The sequence below is a fragment of the Methylobacterium sp. Leaf108 genome (assembly GCF_001423265.1).
Classification (GTDB): domain Bacteria; phylum Pseudomonadota; class Alphaproteobacteria; order Rhizobiales; family Beijerinckiaceae; genus Methylobacterium.
Genome location: NZ_LMND01000010.1, coordinates 47,718 through 66,192, shown reverse-complemented (window position 1 = coordinate 66,192; position 18,475 = coordinate 47,718). Strand labels below are relative to the sequence as shown.

The 18,475-nt window shown below is 62.9% G+C and carries 8 protein-coding genes and 3 pseudogenes; 4 read left to right on the top strand and 7 right to left on the bottom strand.

Features of this window, described 5'->3' with window-relative positions; translation table 11 throughout:
- Positions 1 to 350 precede the first annotated feature (350 nt).
- Positions 351 to 3,299 (bottom strand): PAS domain S-box protein, encoded by a 2,949-nt coding sequence (locus ASF39_RS07860; RefSeq protein ID WP_055883521.1) that lies wholly within the window; start codon positions 3,297 to 3,299, stop codon positions 351 to 353.
- A gap of 1,608 nt (positions 3,300 to 4,907) precedes the next feature.
- Here ASF39_RS07860 and ASF39_RS07855 point away from each other — a divergent pair.
- Entirely contained in the window at positions 4,908 to 6,524 is a 1,617-nt protein-coding gene (locus tag ASF39_RS07855) for a cyclic nucleotide-binding domain-containing thioredoxin-disulfide reductase (protein WP_055883511.1), read from the top strand.
- A 275-nt stretch (positions 6,525 to 6,799) separates the two neighbouring features.
- On the opposite strand, the gene ASF39_RS07850 is transcribed toward ASF39_RS07855, so the two are convergent.
- The 4 genes from ASF39_RS07850 to ycaC form a co-directional block, all read right to left on the bottom strand.
- Complete coding sequence (locus ASF39_RS07850; protein WP_055883508.1) at positions 6,800 to 8,563, bottom strand: monovalent cation:proton antiporter-2 (CPA2) family protein; 1,764 nt, start codon at positions 8,561 to 8,563, stop codon at positions 6,800 to 6,802.
- A gap of 147 nt (positions 8,564 to 8,710) precedes the next feature.
- A complete protein-coding gene (locus tag ASF39_RS07845; protein WP_056282527.1) occupies positions 8,711 to 9,649 on the bottom strand; it encodes a pirin family protein in 939 nt (312 codons plus the stop codon).
- A gap of 150 nt (positions 9,650 to 9,799) precedes the next feature.
- Complete coding sequence (locus tag ASF39_RS07840) at positions 9,800 to 10,630, bottom strand: alpha/beta hydrolase (RefSeq protein WP_056282525.1); 831 nt, start codon at positions 10,628 to 10,630, stop codon at positions 9,800 to 9,802.
- Positions 10,631 to 10,692: 62 nt separating this feature from the next.
- A complete protein-coding gene (gene ycaC / locus ASF39_RS07835; RefSeq protein WP_055884610.1) occupies positions 10,693 to 11,340 on the bottom strand; it encodes an isochorismate family cysteine hydrolase YcaC in 648 nt (215 codons plus the stop codon).
- 111 nt (positions 11,341 to 11,451) lie between these two features.
- Between ycaC and ASF39_RS07830 the strand changes: the two are divergent.
- Positions 11,452 to 11,964 (top strand): annotated as a pseudogene (locus tag ASF39_RS07830) (LysR family transcriptional regulator); the annotation flags it as partial.
- Here the strand turns inward: ASF39_RS07830 and ASF39_RS20350 are convergent.
- A pseudogene (locus tag ASF39_RS20350) lies at positions 11,961 to 12,347 on the bottom strand (IS21 family transposase); the annotation flags it as partial. The pseudogenes ASF39_RS07830 and ASF39_RS20350 sit on opposite strands and share 4 nt — an antisense overlap.
- A gap of 233 nt (positions 12,348 to 12,580) precedes the next feature.
- Positions 12,581 to 13,399 (bottom strand): IS5 family transposase, encoded by an 819-nt coding sequence (locus ASF39_RS07825; RefSeq protein ID WP_056282523.1) that lies wholly within the window; start codon positions 13,397 to 13,399, stop codon positions 12,581 to 12,583.
- Positions 13,400 to 13,833: 434 nt separating this feature from the next.
- Between ASF39_RS07825 and ASF39_RS21115 the strand changes: the two genes are divergently transcribed.
- Positions 13,834 to 14,490, top strand: coding sequence for a hypothetical protein (locus ASF39_RS21115; RefSeq protein WP_156387624.1), 657 nt, complete (start codon positions 13,834 to 13,836; stop codon positions 14,488 to 14,490).
- Positions 14,491 to 17,242: 2,752 nt separating this feature from the next.
- A pseudogene (locus tag ASF39_RS21995) lies at positions 17,243 to 18,025 on the top strand (hypothetical protein); the annotation flags it as partial.
- Positions 18,026 to 18,475: the final 450 nt, after the last annotated feature.

The following is an 18,475-nucleotide window of genomic DNA, read 5'->3' as shown; positions in this document are numbered from 1 at the left end:
GCCCGAAATTCAGCTAGCTTTCCGCGTTCCATCAGAACAGCCAGCGAACGACCGCTTTCGAGACTGGCACAGACCGGCATCAAAGACGTGGTTGGGTCGAAAGCCGAACGTCCGCTTCCGGGCGCGACGCCCAGTTCCGTTCACCACCGAGGCTGTGTGAAAACGAAGGCACGCTGCGAGACCGTAGAACAATCCTCTAGTCGGCGGACTTTCCAACCAGCCAAACAGCCATGCTGATGAAGACAAGGCACCCATTCCGATGCTGCCAAGAGCATCTAGGGAAATATACATCTACCTCGACTAACGCCTTCCCCGTTTTCACACAGCCTCCACCCATAGTGGACGTCGGTTTAGACCCGCCGCGTTTGCTGCTTGCCACCTTCGATCATGGAGCGAATGCGTGCTGCCATGGTTTCCATCGCAAATGGCTTCGTCAGCACTGCCATGCCGGGTGCCAGTTGCCCGTTGCCCAAGATTGCGTTCTCCGCGTAGCCGGTGATGAATAACACCCTTAGATCCGGCCGGTTGACGCGTGCAGCATCCGCCATCTGGCGGCCGTTCATGCCGCCCGGTAGGCCAACATCGGTGACCAGAAGATCAATCCGGACGTCCGATTGTAGCACCTTAAGACCTGCGACGCTGTCCCCAGCCTCAATGGCCGTGTAGCCGAGATCTTCCAGGATGTCGGTGACGAGCATGCGCACGGTGGGCTCGTCGTCCACGATCAGCACCGTCTCGCCCTGTTCCGAACGCGGTAGATCAGTGATCGGAATTTTGCCCTCATCGTCCGCGACCTCGCCGTAGTGGCGCGGCAGGTAGATGCACACCGTGGTGCCTTGCCCCACTTCCGAGTAGATCCGCACCTGTCCGCCTGATTGCTGGGCGAAGCCGTAGATCATGGACAGACCGAGGCCCGTGCCCTCGCCAATAGGCTTGGTGGTGAAGAAGGGCTCGAACACACGCGCGATGACCTCCGGCGGCATGCCGGTGCCGGTGTCGGTGACACTCAGAGCAAGGTACTGCCCCTCCGGCATGTCGTGCTGGCGTGCCGCCCGTTCGTCGAGCCACTTGTTGGCGGTCTCGATGGTGATGCGGCCGCCATCCGGCATCGCGTCGCGGGCATTGATGCAGAGGTTGAGAAGCGCGTTCTCCAATTGCGGCGGGTCCACCAGGGCAGGCCAGAGGCTCGCGGTGCCGATCACCTCAACCGGTATGGCAGGGCCTACGGTGCGTTGGATCAACTCCTGCATGCCCGTGGCGAGGCGGTTCACGTCGGTGGGCTTCGGGTCGAGGGTCTGCCGGCGTGAGAAGGCGAGCAGCCGGTGCGTTAGCGCAGCGGCGCGTTTTGCTGCTCCCTGCGCCGCCATCATGTAGCGGTCGACGTCAGTCAGGCGGCCTTGCTGCATCCGAGTCTGCATCAACTCCAGTGAGCCGGAGATGCCTGCGAGCAGGTTGTTGAAGTCGTGGGCGAGCCCACCGGTGAGCTGGCCCACCGCCTCCATCTTCTGGCTCTGGCGCAACGCTTCCTGTGCGGCCGCGAGTTCGGCCGCGGCTTCCTTCTCCGCCGTCACGTCCCGGCCGACCGCGTAGAAGACGTCGCCCTCCGGCACAAGCGTCCAGGAGATCCAGCGCCAACTGCCATCGCCGTGACGGAGCCGGTCCTCGAAGCGAGCAACGCTCTCACCCCGAAGAAGCACCTCCATCACCGCGCGGACGGCATTGTGATCATCCGGGTGGACCTGATCGGGAAAAGGCAGGGACAGCAACGTCGCCGCGTCCCTGCCAAGGGTCGTCTCCCAGGCCGGGTTGATCGCCTTCAGGTGGCCGTCGAATCCCATGATCGCAAAGAGGTCTCGGCTCATCTCCCACACACGATTGCGCTCGGCCGCCTGCTCGGCAACCTTCTGTTCGAGCTGCTCGTTCAGTTCGCGCAGGCGTACCTCGTCGGCCTTGCGCGCGGTCACGTTGATTGCCGTGCCGATCACGCGCACGCAGCGGCCAGTGTTGTCGAAGATGCCTCGCCCCTTGGCCGCCACCCAACGGACGACGCCGTCCTCCTTGCCGATGGTCCGGTACTCGACGTCGTAGAGAGGACGACGATCGGAATCGCTCGCGGCCTCATAAGCCGCACGGATCTTCTCCCGGTCTTTAGGGTGAACGCCGTTGTGGAAGTCGTCCAACGTGACTGGCACGTCCGGCGATATCCCGAACATCGCCTTGATACGCGGCGGCCAGAACATGGCGCCGGTGTCGTTATCGACGTGCCACTGGCCGATCTCGGCTACCTCAAGAGCAAGCCGAAGTCGCTCCTCGCTCAGCGCCAGCCGGTCCTCGGCTTCGCGACGCTCATCGATGTCGATGACCGAGCCGACATAGCCGAGGAACACACCGTCCGGGGTGAACCTCGCGGCAGCCGCGTCGATGGTCCAGCGGTAGACGCCATCGGCGCGGCGCAGGCGAAAATCGACCCGGTAGTCGCGGCGCTCGGCATTGGCCGAGACGAAGGCCTGTTCGGCGGCCGGACGGTCGTCGGGGTGAACGGCGTCAAGCCAGCCTAAGCCTTCGCCCGATCCCGGCGCCTGCCCGGTGAACTCGTACCAGCGCGCGTTGAGGTAGGTGCAGTACCCGCTGGGGTCGGTCACCCACATCATCACCGGCGCGTTGTCGGCCATGTTGCGAAAGCGCGCATCGCTCTCGCGCAACGCCGCCTCGGAGGCGCGCAGCCGGTCGATCACCACTAATTGGCCGCGCGCCAGCTCGTCCCGCCCCTCGGCGTCGCCGCGCAGCCGCACCACCTCGGAAACGTCCTCGACGTGGTGGAGGATCAGGACAACGTCGCCATCCTTGCCGAGAACCGGCTTGTTGACCGGGGTCCACCACCGTTCGACGAAGCGCCCGTCCGATCCTCGCAATGCGTAGCGCTGTACCGCCATCGTATCGGTCGACCGCGTGGCGACCACCCGCTCGAGCGAGGCTGTCAGATTGCGTACCCCGTCCGCCTCAGGGTCATCGGGGTCATCCGGGAAGACGTCGAACAGCCGGCGTCCAATCTGTTCTTCAAGTGTCGTACCTGTCACGCGAAGGTAGGCCTCGTTGGCCGTGACGATGGTCCAGTCGGGCGGGGCCACCACGAGGAAGGGGGTGGGCGAAATGTCGAACAGCGCCTGGAAGACGTCGGACGGACCAACGCCGACGACCGCTTGCGTCAGCCGGCGCCCTAAGGCATTGCGCTCCGCATCGGACAGAGTTTCTATGCGGGTCTGCTTGACGATGAGCGCCGACAGATCAGGGTTGCTCAATGCGTCACCGGTTTTTTGGGTTAAGGAGTGTCCGCACTTCCAAGGACGCGCACGAAAGGCTTTGTCGGTGGTGCTTGCTACCTAGCACAGGCAGGCGCCGCGCCCATACGACACGGCCATGACGGCCGCAGCTTTAAGGATTCTGCGGCTGGCAGGACACAAAGGTTGCGGCGAATGACGTCGGGCGAGGTCACGAGCCTGAGCAGCACTGCGGCTATTTCCGGCGCGGCGGCCATCAGCCGGGCATCGGCCAGTCGCTGGAGGCCGGTGGCGATGGGGAGCGGTGCATAACCGAGTGCGAAGGGCCGAGCCTACCGGATCAGGTCGGAAAAGCCGCCCGGCCGATCCTCGGTCGATACTCGCCATCACGCCTCGGATGGGACGGAGGAGGAACTTCGGCTCCGGGGCGGAAGGCCAAGGTCCGGTTGCCACCGAGGCTGTGTGAAAACCCAGTCAGTCCGCGAAACCGGAGATCAATCTTACGCTATTGCCGTTCCAACATTTCATGCGTCGTTTTCGATGGCGCGGAGGGCTGGCGACGGGGTCTGGCTTGCCCGTCCAGGGAGGAAAACTCTACCCTCTCCTGCCGGGCCGGCGTGTTCACACAGCCTCCACCCATTCCGGCTGTAAGGCCGGCCGGCTGCTTTCGACCCTTGTCGAACCTTCAGAGCGTCCGCTTCTGGGCAGCCCGATGACCGGATGCGCCTGACCGGGATGGGTGGTTTTCTGCCTGTCTGCTTTCAGACGGAGATTTGGCGAAGCGGAAGTTGAAATGACTGGCTTCCGAGTGGGCGCCGGTTGCCAATTCACTCTATAGCATGCATTATTTGGATAAGACTAGCCGCATACAGGTTGCCGCGACGTCGACCGGTGCGTAGCTGACAAACGACGTCTGAACTTTTCTGCAGGACAATTTAGCAATCCGATCAAGTCTCGACCGCGCCTCCCTCAAAAACGCGACCTTACCGATTGAAGGATGACGTATGCCGGAGGTGCCTGTGGCCTCAGCCCCGCCGTCGAAGCCTGAGCCGACCTGGTCGAGTTGGCTCTTTCCGGCCTTGTGCGTCGTCTTTGTGCTCGCAGCCGCCTTCCTGGTCTGGCTAATCGCCGGCAACTGGAACCGCTGGACTAGCGCCGCACGCTTCCAGACCAAAGGCGACGCTTTCAAAAAAACTCCATTCGCCACCGATCAATCGCTAGAAACGCGGCTAACCTAAGTGTCTTTCCAGAGACATTTTAAAAAATAAACTTTGCTTGTAATTCATGGAGCTTGTGGGAGCCTCTTTGAAAGTGGACGAAGGCAACCGGAAGCTACTACGATCGGTGCGGTTGGTGTTATTCGAACGATATGATGGTTGGGGAATAGATACTTGTCGCTCCTTTGATCCCAATGGGTAAACGCGGCGGCGAGCGGAACGTGGACCTGTAAGGTTGGCCGAGGTCGATCCTGAACGATCTCTCCGTGTCCGTCGGTCGGGCGAACGCTGAGGTCGGTTCTGCAGACGGCCCCTTTGCGAGGTCGGGCATCTTGCAAAGCTATAGTCTTGTATGGCGAAGCTCCCTGATCAATGCTGCACCGCACCGATCAGAGCGTAGGGGAATCGAAATATGGAAACGATCGGCAGGGACCTGCAGGAAATGCAGCGCGTCCCCCTCGCAGCATCGCATATCGCCGCGCTGCAGGCCGCAGGAGTCGAACGGCATTACCCGGCTGGGACTTTCCTCGCACGCGCTGGCGAACCTGCTGATCGCTTCGTCTATGTCGAAGAAGGCGAAATCGAAGTCGTGAATCCGTTCACGGATGAACGCCACCTTCCGTCCACCCTCGGACCGACGCAGTTCATGGGCGAAATCTCGATCTTGAGCGGTGGCAATTGGTCGATGCCCATGCGGGCGGTCCGGGATACCACCGTCGTCGAGGTGCCGCGCCTGGAGATGCTGCGGCTGATGTCCGAGATTCCTGAGATGTCGGACATCGTCATCACGGTTCTCGCTGCACGGCGGCGGCGGCAGCTCGACTCGCGAGACGGCACATTGGTGCTGATCGGCGAGGATGACGACCGGGCCGTTCGGCGGATCGCGGAGTTCGCGAGCCGCAACCGCTTTCCCTATCGGTCCTACTCGCTCGGCAGCCCGGAGGCCGGAGCCGTCGCGAAAAGCTGCGCGATCGCCTCCGACCGGCCGGCCGTGATCTTCGGACGCGACGTCGTCGTGACGGAGCCGACGCCCGACAAGGTCGCCCATTTGCTGGGCCTTAACTACAACCTCATCGACGACGAGGCTTTCGACGTTCTCATCGTCGGCGGTGGGCCAGCCGGTGTGGCGGCGGGCGTCTACGCAGGCGCGGAGGGCCTACGAGCGCTGGTCGTCGAGGACCTCGCGATCGGCGGCCAGGCCGGCACGTCGAGTCGGATCGAGAACTATATGGGATTTCCGACGGGCATCTCGGGCGCAGACCTCGTCTGGCGCGGCGAGGTCCAGGCAATGAAATTCGGGACGCGGTTCGCGATGCCGCGGCGGGTTGCAAAGCTGGAGCAGCTCGAGGACGGCGCGTTCTGTGCGACGTTCGACAACGGCCAACGCGTTCGCGGGCGTGCCGTCGTCGTCGCGACCGGTGTCCAGTACCGACGCATGCCGATCGACCGGCTTGAGGCGTTCGAGGGCGCGGGTGTCTATTATGCGGCAACGGAAATCGAGGCACGCTACTGCCGGAACGCCGAGACCATCATCATCGGTGGCGGCAACTCGGCAGGCCAGGCGGCGATGTTTCTCAGTCGCTCGGCCAGGCATGTTCGCCTCCTGGTACGCGGTCCCTCACTCGCGGCCTCGATGTCGCGTTACCTTTCGAGCCGTCTGGAAGCCGATCCGGCGATCACCATCGAGTATTGTTCCGAAATTAGCGCTTTGCATGGCGATGATCGCCTCGAAGCGGTAATCATCCGCAGCGTCGTGGATGGGACGGCCCGTACGATCCCAACATGCGCCGTGTTTGTCATGGTCGGGGCTGCGCCCAATACCCAATGGCTCTCGGGGCTCATCGAACTCGACAACCATGGTTTCGTGCTGACCGGGGACGCGATCGGCGCAGGCTCGCCCTATGCAACATCACACCCCGGCATCTTCGCGGTTGGCGATGTCCGCGCTGGCTCCGTCAAGCGTGTTGCATCGTCCGTGGGGGAAGGGTCGGTCGTCATCTCTAAGGTCTGGGACTATGTCCGGCACTGAAAACCCTGCGTCCCCAGTTGAGTGTTGAAAGCCGCTCGCCTAGCGGTGCGACGACAGATGTTCATTGTCGATCAGCCCTGTTGGCTTGAAGATTACCATCGGCTTTCCGCGCAACGGCCATCCTAGCAAGCCTTTCCTCTTAATGCCCGAAATGGGTGGCTTTCTGCCAATCCGCCTTCGTGCACAGGTTTGTTTAAGCGGACAGTGACGTCCGCTCAGTCCTGATCCGTTGCAGATCATCGTATAACTGGCACTGAATGCCGGCTTGAAGGATTTCAGCCAATCTCCTGCGCCTCTCTAGCGTTTCCTCGGATCAAATCACGCCCGGCATAGATGCCGCCAACGGCCTCCATGTCGAGACGCTCGGCGTCGCGGCGGCGGACCTCAGCCATGACTGCCGTGGCTGCCTCTGGCTCGTCGCCGATCGTCAGAAGCGCCTGTTCGCCAAAGGCCAGCGCAGACTCGAACGTCTCGCGAAGCTGGAATGCGACACCAGCATGGATCAGTTCAATCGCGTGCTCACGGTCGCGGGCGCGGGCGAGAACGGGGACAAGCGGGAACTCGGCTTTCGCGATTTCGGCGATGTGCTTGGCTACAGCACGGTCGTCGATACAGATCAGGATCGCGCGTGCGTTCGCTGCCCCAGCGGCGTGCAGGATATCGAGCCGAGCGCCGTCGCCGTAGTAGACTTTGAAGCCGAACGCCTCTGCGACGCGGATATAGGCGGCATTGGTGTCGATAATCGACACGGAGCAGCCACGCGAGATCAGCGGTTGGCTGACGATCTGGCCGAAGCGCCCAAAACCGATGATCAGGGCACTGCCGGCGAGGTTTTCCGGCACATCAGCGCCTTCCATCGAGACGGATGCTTTCGGACCGAAGCGGCCGAAGGCTATCACCATTAGGGGCGTCAGTGCCATCGACAGGATGATCGTCGCCGTAAGGATCGCGTTGGTGGTGCTGTCGATAATCCCGGCGCTGGTTGCAGCGGCGTAGAGCACGAAGGCGAACTCGCCGCCCTGTGCCATCAGGGCCGCTCGCTCCATGGCCTCGGGATGCGAGGCGCGCAGAGCTCGGGCCACCCCGTAGATGACAAGGCTCTTCACGAACATGTAGGAAGCGACGCTTGCAAGGATCAGTGCCCAGTTCGCGCCGATGACGGTTAGATCAAGGGACATGCCGACGCCGAGGAAGAACAGGCCGAGCAGGATGCCCCTGAACGGCTCGACATCCGCTTCGAGCTGATGGCGAAAGCTCGATTCCGAGAGCAGGACACCGGCTAGGAAGGCACCCATTGCCATTGACAGGCCGCCGAGCTGCATGGCGAGCGCCGAGCCAAGTACGACCAGCAGGGCCGCCGCCGTCATGACCTCCCTCGCCTTGGAGGCGGCTAGGAGACGGAACATCGGGTTGAGCAGCCAGCGTCCGGCCGCGATCAGCGCCGCAACGGAGCCTAGGGCGATACCGATGGTGTAGAGGCGATCGACCGTGCTCGTCTCCTGGCCGCCGGGCGCCAGAAAGGTGACGACCGCGAGCAGCGGGACGATGGCAAGATCCTCCAGGAGAAGGATTGCGACGATGCGCTGTCCCTTCGGCGTCGACAGCGAGCCGCGCTCTTCGAGGAGCTGCATGACGATCGCCGTCGAGGTCAGGACGAAGCCGGTGCCGGCTACGAACGACACGGCGATCGGGAACCCCATCGCGACGCCGACGAGGGTGAGGGCCGCCACGCAGGCGCCGACCTGTGTAAGGCCGAGGCCGAAGATCTCGCGCCGCATCCCCCAAAGCCGCGACGGCTCCATCTCCAGCCCGATGATGAAGAGAAACATCACAACGCCGAGTTCGGCGACATGCAGGATCGCATGGGCATCCGAGAAGAGGCTGAGGCCGAAGGGGCCGATGACAAGCCCGGCCACGAGGTAGCCGAGGACGGAACCGAGTCCGATGCGCTTGAACAGCGGGACCGCCACGACGCCCGCGGCGAGCAGGGCCACGACCTGGACGAGTTCGCTCAAGGCGCCGGATGCTTCAACAGCCATGGCATACACCTGTCATTTTTTTTAGAAGCTTGGGGGCGTGGGCGGAGTCCTTGGATAGCGACAGGCCGAGAGCTCACGTCGCTTAGGTCTTGCTCCTTGCCGCCCTTTTTTGAGGTGACCTCTTTGTCGAGGTGCCTCCGGCCATCGTCAGGGGTACCGGACCGGCGGAGGGTTTTCCGGAAGTGGGATGAACTCGGATTCGCCAGGCACGGTGTCGAAGCGAGCTTGCCGCCAGTCTTCCTTGGCTTGTTCGATCCGCTCAAGACGTGAGGAGACGAAGTTCCACCAGAGATGACGTGGGCCATCCATCGGCTCGCCTCCGAGGACCATGAAGCGTGCCGCCTCAGTCGCTCGAACGCTAATGCGGTCGCCTGGACGGAAGACCAGTAGCTGACCGGGGCCGAACCCGTCACCCGCGATCTCGATGGCGCCAGAAATCGTGTAGATCGCTCGCTCGTCGTAGGTTGGGTCGATGGGTAGGACGGCACCCGCTTCGAGCGCCACGTCGGCGTAGACCATTGGACTTGAGGTCCGAACCGGGGATTTGATGCCGAAGGCCTCGCCGGCGATTAACCGGACATTCTTGACCTCGCCGGTCAAGACCGGCAGCGCCTCGGCCTCGTAATGCTCGAAGGCCGGAGCGTTCTCCTCGTCCTTGCCGCTGAGCGCGACCCAACTCTGGATGCCGAACAGCTTCGAGCCGCTCTGCCGGAGATCGGACCCCGTGCGCTCCGAATGGGTAATGCCGCGACCCGCGGTCATCCAGTTCAGCTCGCCCGGACGGATCGGCAGCTCCGTACCGAGGCTGTCCCGGTGCATGATCTCGCCGTCGAACAGATAGGTGACGGTCGACAGTCCGATATGGGGATGTGGACGCACGTCCATCCCTTGTCCGAGCAGGAACTCGGATGGGCCCATCTGATCGAAGAAGATGAAGGGACCGACCATCCGGCACTCGGTCGAGGGAAGAGCCCTCCGCACGGCGAACGAACCAAGATCACGCGAACGCGGAACGATCAACGTCTTGATGGCATCACAGGTAAAGTGATCACCGGGGATGGGGTCTTCCGCGCTGTGCCAACTCATTGCCGATCCGCCTCTTGCTTCGTGCGATTGACGACTGAAGCGGATTGCAGAGCAAACCCGGCTACAACGCTCACCGCCATCTTGGCCACCTGTTGGGACGCGAGCCGGTGTTGAGAGGCGAGCCGGGTTACCCGGCTCGCGGTGACAGCTTCAGCCGCGTGCAAAAGCCAGCAGGTCTGGGTTGATGATGTCGGGATGCGTCGTGCACATCCCGTGCGGAAGGCCCTCATAGGTCTTCAGGGTTCCGTTCTTCAGCAGCGGGTGGGCGAGCAGCGCCGAGTCGGCAATCGGCACGATCTGGTCGTCGGTGCCGTGCATCACCAGCACCGGGACATCGATCGCCTTCAGGTCCTCTGTGAAGTCCGTTTCCGAGAATGCCCTGATGCAATCGTATTGCGCCTTGGCGCCGCCCATCATGCCCTGCCGCCACCAATTATCGACGGCTCCCTGCGAGACCTTCGCACCGTCACGATTGAACCCATAGAACGGGCCTGCCGGAACGTCGCGATAGAACTGAGCACGGTTCGCGATGAGGGCGGCGCGGAAGCCGTCGAACACCTCGATCGACAGACCGCCCGGGTTGCGCTCGGACTTGACCATCACGGGCGGCACCGCCCCGATCAGCACCGCCTTGTCGACGCGGCCTGCCTCTGCGCGGGCGACGTAGTGAGCAACTTCACCGCCTCCGGTCGAGTGGCCGACATGGATCGCACTCTTCAGGTCGAGAACCCCAACCAACTCGGCGACGTCAGCCGCGTAGGTGTCCATCTCGTTGCCGGCCGCCGTCTGTGACGAGCGGCCATGGCCGCGGCGATCATGTGCGATCACGCGATACCCATGACCAAGGAAGAACATCATCTGGTTGTCCCAGTCGTCGCCGCTAAGCGGCCAACCGTGATGAAAGACGATCGGCTGCGCGTCCTTCGGACCCCAATCCTTGTAAAAGATCTCTGCGCCGTCCTGGGTCGTGAAAGTGGGCATGTCGCTTCTCCGTGTGGTGAAGTGGAAGCGCCTCGTTTGGCGCGGTGTCGAAGCGGTGAACCTCAAGCGGCCGTGGGTGTCTGCGGGATCGCTCCCTTGAAGGCGCTGTAGCTTGTCATCAGGTTGCGGTAATCGGGGATGTGAGCGGCCAGCAGAGTCGCTAGGCCTTCGACGTCGCGGCGCCAGTCACGGTGCAGTTCGCACGCCACGCCGAACCAGTTGATGAGCTGCACCCCGGCCGACGACATCCGGATCCAGGCCGCATCGCGCACGCCCTCATTGAAGGTGCCGGACGCGTCCGTGACCGCGAAGACCTCGTAGCCATCCGCGATCGCCGACAGCGCGACGAAGGCGACGCAGACCTCCGTGACTACTCCGGCCAGGATGATCTGCTTGCGGCCCGTCGCATTGATGGCGGCAACGAAGTCGGGATTGTCCCAGGCGTTGATCTGGCCCGGTCGCGCGATGTAGGGCGCATTGGGAAACTTCGCCTTCAGCTCCGGCATCAGGGGACCATTGGGACCGTCTTCGAAGCTCGTGGTCAGGATCGTCGGAAGCTTGAAGTAGGCGGCGAGATCGGCAACCGCCAGAACGTTGTTTTTGAACTGATCGGGGTTGTAGTCGCGCACGAGCGACATCAACCCGGCCTGATGATCCACGAGGAGGACCACGGCTTGGTCAAGGTCGAGGCGGGTGTAGGGCTTGCTTATCATCGTTTCCATCGATCGAGGTGCGGCGCGTTTGCAGTGCAACAATTATGCGCTTATGTGACAGTCGTAAAACAGAAACGATAAAAACTCACCGTTTCTGGAACATGCCTGATGCGCCTACCTGACTTCGAAGCGTGGGCCATCTTTTCCAAGGTGTTCGAGACCGGCTCGTTCAGTCGGGCTGCCACTGAACTCGGGTTGTAGAAAGCGACGGTCTCGAAGGCCGTCAGTCGCTTGGAGGCACGCATCGGTGCCCGTCTGTTCCATCGCACCTCGCGCAAGCTCGCCCTGACGGAGGCTGGACAGGCCACGAAGGACAGCGCCGCACGAATCTTGTCCGAAGGAGAGGCCGCCGAGGTCCAGGCAATCGCTGGAGCTTTGGAACCTTGTGGTTTAGTGCGGCTTGCCGCGCCGATGTCGTTCGGTGTGATGCATGTCGCGCCGCGACTGCCTCCATTCCTGAGCCAGTACCCGGCCGTGTCGGTCGATCTGCACATAAGTGATGCTTTGGTCGACCTTATCGGAGGGGGCTTTGATATCGGCTTGCGGATCGCGGCTCTGGCAGACTCCTCGTTGCGGGCTCGCCGGCTCTGCGCGATCCGTCGATCGCTGGTGGCGACGCCCGGGGCGAAGATGAGCGGCACGAAAGCCTGAGCCGTGACCGAAGCGCGCTCACGCTTCCAGATTTTGGCATAGCGCCGAACGGCATCGTAGCCGCCCTCGTAGCCGAGCCCGCGCAGCGCCTCGTAGATTCGGATCAGCGTCAGCCGCTCGCGGGCGGACTTGCCGGCGTTGGTGGTCAGCATCCGATCGAGATCGTCGCGCCACGGTCCGAGCTTGGGCAGCGGCTGCACTTCGCGCTCGTAGGCGAAGGCGGTGGCCCCCGACCGGATGACCTTCCGGACCGTGTTGCGGAAGACGTGCAGGTCGCGGACGATGTCCTTGATCGCGCGGCCGCGGGTGAAGAACTCGCGCCGGATGCGCGCAATCGTGTCCACGCCCTTCATCCCCCTACACCACCCTTCCGGCCGTACCGGAGAGCAGTCTGCGAGAACGAGCTTAGGGGGTTAGAATTGGACGCCGATCCCCCACCTCACGGGGTCAAAGTTGCACGCCGATACACATCAGGTCCGAGATCGCCCGACGCAGACGCAGGTTCTCAGTCTCCAGAGACTTCAGCCGCTTGACCTGATCACCCTTCAGACCGCCGTACTCGGACCGCCAACTGTTAGACCCTGTTTCATAAGGCTCGGGCGATCCGTCTGACGAGGATCATGGCTGCGGCGAGGACGAAGAAGGCGAGCGCAGAGGACGGAGTAGCCTCGTGGTCGCGGGCCAGCCTGCGGCAGCGGGCGATCCAGCCGAAGCTCCTCTCGATGACCCACCGCCTGGGCTGCACCGCGAAGCCCTTCTGGCCCTCCTTGGGTTCGACGATCTCGACCGTGATGGTCGTGGCCGCGCCAACGCGCTCGCCGCGATAGGCTCGGTCGGCAAAGCAGTGGGCCAGAAAGGGGAACAGTCCACGCGAGGCGCGAAGCAAGGCAATCGCGCCGTGGCTGTCGTGCAGGTCAGCGGGTGAGACCGCAGCCACGAGGAGACGGCCGTCCGTATCCGTCAGCGCGTGGCGTTTGCGCCCGACGACCCGCCGGGCCGGATCGTAACCGCGCTTGCCGGCCATCCCCACGCCCCCTGAGCGGGCAGCTTGCGCATCGACGACGCAGCCGGTCGGGCTTGCCTCGCGTCCGACGCGCTCGCGGTCGGCCATCGTGAGGGCATGGGCGAGACGCTCGAACACGCCTGTCTGGGAGAGGCGCAAGAACCAGCGATGCACCGTGCTCCACGGCGGGAAGTCCAGCGGCAGATGCCGCCACGCGCATCCTGTCCGCAGCACGTACAGGATGCCGTCGAAAACCGCCCGCAGGGGCCGGCGCCATGGGCGGCCTGTGCTGGACGGCGCAGGCAGAAGCGGCGCGAGCACCGCCCACTCGGCCTCGCTGAGGCTGGTTGCGTAAGGCAGGCTCTCGCGCGCAAGCTCGGCGCGGGCGGCGGGCGTCCACATCGGGGTTCCTGGATGAGCGTCAGACACTCTCCCAACGCCCGCGATGCTCGCCGCTCACCCAAAGCTAAGCTGTTCTGCCTGTTATGAAACGGGGTCTCACGACCCAACCCAACCATGCCGACCACCATCAGCACTTTCCCAAAGCGGCCGTTTGTCTGCCCTCCGGCAACTTCGGTTAGGGGTAGATTTCGTTGAAAAACTGGTTCTCGGCCGAGATTGGAGCGTGGGCGGGATGAGAGTTCGTCCTTGGGCCGGGTATCGGAGGCCGGCCAATTGGAGTCTGCGGAGACACACAATGATACAGTCATAGTGCTATTCAAGTCCGATCGCTAGACTTTATCTTGCGCCGGCCGTCGAGCCATGCTCGGGCATCTCTAAAAAATTTCAAAACATTCAATCGGGCGAGGGAGATTTAGGAACATCAGGACGCGTGATTGCAGAACGACGCAAAGCTGGTCATCCTACACGCGGGTGGTTACGGCGGAGGCGCACTGATGGCGCGGAGCGGTGCCGATGATTGGGTTCGGGCCGAGGGTCTGGTGGAGGGCGAGCGGTCGCATGCGCAACGTGATACGCAGCAAGGCTCGTCGTTGCATTACGGGCGTGTCGCTAACCCGTACACGGCCCTGGGCCTCGCTGTCGATCATCTGATGTCGAAGCCGGCCTACGCATCGATCGGCTTCGTGGCCTGGTCGAAGGTGTTAGCGGGACAGATTAACCGCGGCCATTATGTGCTCGTGCTTGATGAGAAGAGCCAGGTCGTCGGCATGTTGGGGTGGGCTTACGCCAATCGGGAAGCGGCTTGGAGCTGGGCTTCTGGCGATGGCGGCTTGGGCGACGGCCGATCAGGCGATTGTATCGTGTTCAACGTTTGGTCGGCCAACAGCCGGGCCGTCAAGGTTCTTCTGCTCAGGGGGGCACGGCGCGCCATCATGGGGAGGCGTGAGATCGTTTATCGCCGCCTCTACCCGGACGGGCGGTTGCGACCGGTGCGGCTGTCCGTGAACGGGTTCGTCGCGAACCATCTGGCCAGACCCGATGAAGCGTCGTCCGCACACGCCTCTCGTTCGAAGGAGCATTCGCATGGCTGACTTCTACGGCACTCAGGGCGCCGACCAAATTACACGGCGCAATCAAGGCTCGGAAATAATCTACGGGCTAGGCGGAAACGATATCATCGATGCCGATAACGGACTTGATACGATATACGGGGGCGATGGCGATGACCTAATCACCGGCGACATTTTTCCCGATGTTTATGGACGGATTGACGCCTACGGCGAAGCGGGTAACGACAAGTTCGTAGTCGGCTACGGAGTTACATTCGATCAGATCGATGGCGGTGGTGACACCGACACTCTTGAGTTGCTTTATAACGCCACCACTGTCTACCTCCCATATAATGGCCGATACGGATATCTCTACCAGTTCTATAATGGGCAATGGACCGAGGGTGTCAGCCTTACCTCGATTGAGAACGTCGTTGGCGGTTACGGCAACGATTACATCTCCGGAAACGGTAGCAACAATGTCATTGAGGGTGGCTTCGGGGCCGATTACATTCTCGGCGAGGCTGGCGCGGACACGCTGAATGGCGACAGCCGCTTTAGCAGTGACTCCGCAATCGATACCGTCAGCTACGAAAGCTCGTCAGCGGGCGTGCAGGTGGGAATCAACGGGCGTGGGCGCGGCGGAGACGCCGAAGGCGACGCACTGTCCGGTTTCGAGAACCTCATCGGCTCGCAGCACGGTGACCAAATCCAGGGCGACCCCTTCGGCAACCGCCTTAGTGGACTCGGTGGGGACGACACGATCAAGGGTTTCGCTGGCGACGACGTGCTCGATGGCGGCGTGGGCGCTGACCTGCTTCAAGGCAGCGTCGGCAACGATGTTTACATCATCGACGAGTTCGACATCGTGGATGAGGCGACCCTGAATGCAAACGGCATTGACCGGGTCGAGGCCGCTGTGTCGGTCGACCTGTCGAACGCGTCGCGTTTCAAGGGCAGCATCGAGGATGTCCTACTCACCGGCACGACTGCGGCGAATGTGACGGGCAACGACCTCGCCAACACGATCACCGGCAACGGGGAAAGCAACGTGCTGGCCGGCGGGGGTGGTAGCGACACACTGATCGGCGGAGGCGGCAGAGACATCCTGAGAGGTGGATCGAGCGACGATACCTACGTGGTCGACAGCACGGACGACGTTATCGACGAGGGATTAACCGGTTCAAACGGCCTCGACACCGTCCGCAGCTCGGTCTCGTTCAGCCTCGCGGGTTCAACCACGCTGTTCGGAGACGTCGAGAGCCTTGTCCTCACGGGTACGGAGACCTTGTCCGGCACCGGAAACGGACTTGCCAACGCAATCACCGGCAATGACGGCGCCAATCTTCTGAACGGCGGGGGCGGAAATGACACGCTTTCGGGCGGCGGCGGGATTGACCGGCTTCTCGGCGGAACGGGCGTCGACTGGCTCGATGGCGGCGAGGCGGCCGACATCCTTCAAGGCGGCGCGGGCGACGACACCTATCTGATCGATGCGACCGACGAGGCCGACGAGAGCGTCGCGGGCTCAAGCGGGATCGACACCGTCGTTGCCGACTTTACCGTCTCGCTTACCGGCAATGCCAGGTTGAAGGGCAACATCGAGAACTTACGCCTGGCGGGCACGGGGAACATCGACGGAACGGGCAACGCACTGAACAACGTGATTAACGGCAACCGCGGCGTGAACGCGCTGTTCGGTCTGGACGGCGATGACACGTTTGGCGGCGAGGGTGGCGGCGATAAGCTCTACGGCGGCCGAGGTGACGACACCTACTACCTAAATTCGGACGATACGATTATTGAGAGTGCGGGCGAAGGCAGCGACAGGCTGATCTTCTACTACGGGGGCAACGGCTTCACGCTCGGCGCGGGCGTCAGCGTCGAAGTTATGGAGATGGACCGCTCGGTGACCGCCACCGCCCGCGACCTTACGGGCAATGAGATCGCACAGACGCTGCGCGGTAACGGTTTCGCAAATAGGCTCGACGGTGGTACCGGTGTCGACACCATGTCCGGCGGAGCAGGCTCGGACACCTACTACGTCGACAACGTCGGCGACAAAGCCGTCGAGGTCACCGGCGCTGTCGGTACCGATCTCGTCTACGCCTCGGTGTCGTACTCGCTNGGCTCGGACACCTACTACGTCGACAACGTCGGCGACAAAGCCGTCGAGGTCACCGGCGCTGTCGGTACCGATCTCGTCTACGCCTCGGTGTCGTACTCGCTGGGCGGCTCGGATCTGGAGAGCCTGATCCTGACCGGCACCGGCAATCTCAATGGGACCGGCAACTCCATCGCCAACACCCTTACCGGCAACGGCGGCGCCAACGTCCTCAACGGGCTCGGCGGAGCCGACATAATGATCGGCGGGGCTGGGTCCGACACCTACTACGTCGACAATGCCGGCGACCGTGCCATCGAGGCCGACAGCGCGATCGGCACCGATCTCGTCTACGCCTCGGTATCGTACTCGCTCGCCGGATCGCATCTGGAGAACCTGACGCTCACCGGCACCGGTAGCCTCAATGGGACCGGCAACTCGCTGACCAACGTCATCAACGGCAACGCTGGCGCCAACGTCCTCAACGGGATGGGTGGTGCTGATACAATGTCCGGCGGGGCGGGCTCGGACACCTACTACGTCGACAACGTCGGCGACAAAGCCGTCGAGGTCACCGGCGCTGTCGGTACCGATCTCGTCTACGCCTCGGTGTCGTACTCGCTCGCCGGGTCGGACCTGGAGAACCTGTCGCTGACCGGCACCGGCAACCTCAATAGCACCGGCAACTCNGGCTCGGACACCTACTACGTCGACAACGTCGGCGACAAAGCCGTCGAGGTCACCGGCGCTGTCGGTACCGATCTCGTCTACGCCTCGGTGTCGTACTCGCTCGCCGGCTCGGACCTGGAGAGCCTGATCCTGACCGGAACCGGCAATCTCGCTGGGACCGGCAACTCCATCGCCAACACCCTCACCGGCAACGGCGGCGCCAACGTCCTCAACGGGCTCGGCGGAGCCGACATAATGATCGGCGGGGCTGGGTCCGACACCTACTACGTCGACAACGTCGGCGACAAAGCTATCGAGGCCAGCGGCGCCGTTGGCACCGATCTCGTCTACGCCTCGGTGTCGTACTCGCTGGGCGGTTCGGATCTGGAGAGCCTGATCCTGACCGGCACCGGCAATCTCAATGGGACCGGCAACTCCATCGCCAACACGCTCACCGGCAACGGCGGTGCCAACGTCCTGACCGGCGGTGCCGGGGCGGACAGCTTCGTGTTCAGGACGGCGCTGGGCCCGAGCAACCTCGACCGCATCACCGACTTCTCGGTCATCGACGACACGGTGCAACTCGCGCGCAGCGTCTTCACGGCGCTGGGAGCCGGTCCCCTGGCCGAGGCGGCGTTCAAGGACCTCTCCACCGGAGCGGCCGATGCCGGCGACCGCATCCACCGACTTCTCGGTCATCGACGACACGGTGCAACTCGCGCGCAGCGTCTTCACGGCGCTGGGAGCCGGTCCCCTGGCCGAGGCGGCGTTCAAGGACCTCTCCACCGGATCAGCCGATGCTAGCGACCGCATCCTCTACGATAAGGCGACGGGAGCCTTGTCCTACGACGCCGACGGCAGCGGCCTGGCCTCGGCCGCGGTGCAGTTCGCCACCATCGACACCAAGGCCGCCCTCACCCACCTCGACTTCTTGATCGTATGAGCCAAGCGACATCGCAGCCGGGTCGATCCGAGCCGACCCGGCTGCGGAGCAGAGGAGATGCTTTCGATCTAGGTCGAAAGGGCCATTTTAACGGAGACGTTCCACCACCCGTCAAAGCGGCTCTATCACGTCGTAAAAACGACCGTTTTCCCGACGCTGGTGAGAGGCAGGTACTGAACCCACCAAAACGGCCGCGTTTCTGTCGGGAAAATATGACCGGTATTCTATTGCGGATCAAACGCTCCTGACTCACTACCCCGACATGCTCGTCGGATATGCCCGCGTCTTCACCCTCGATCAGAACCTCGACC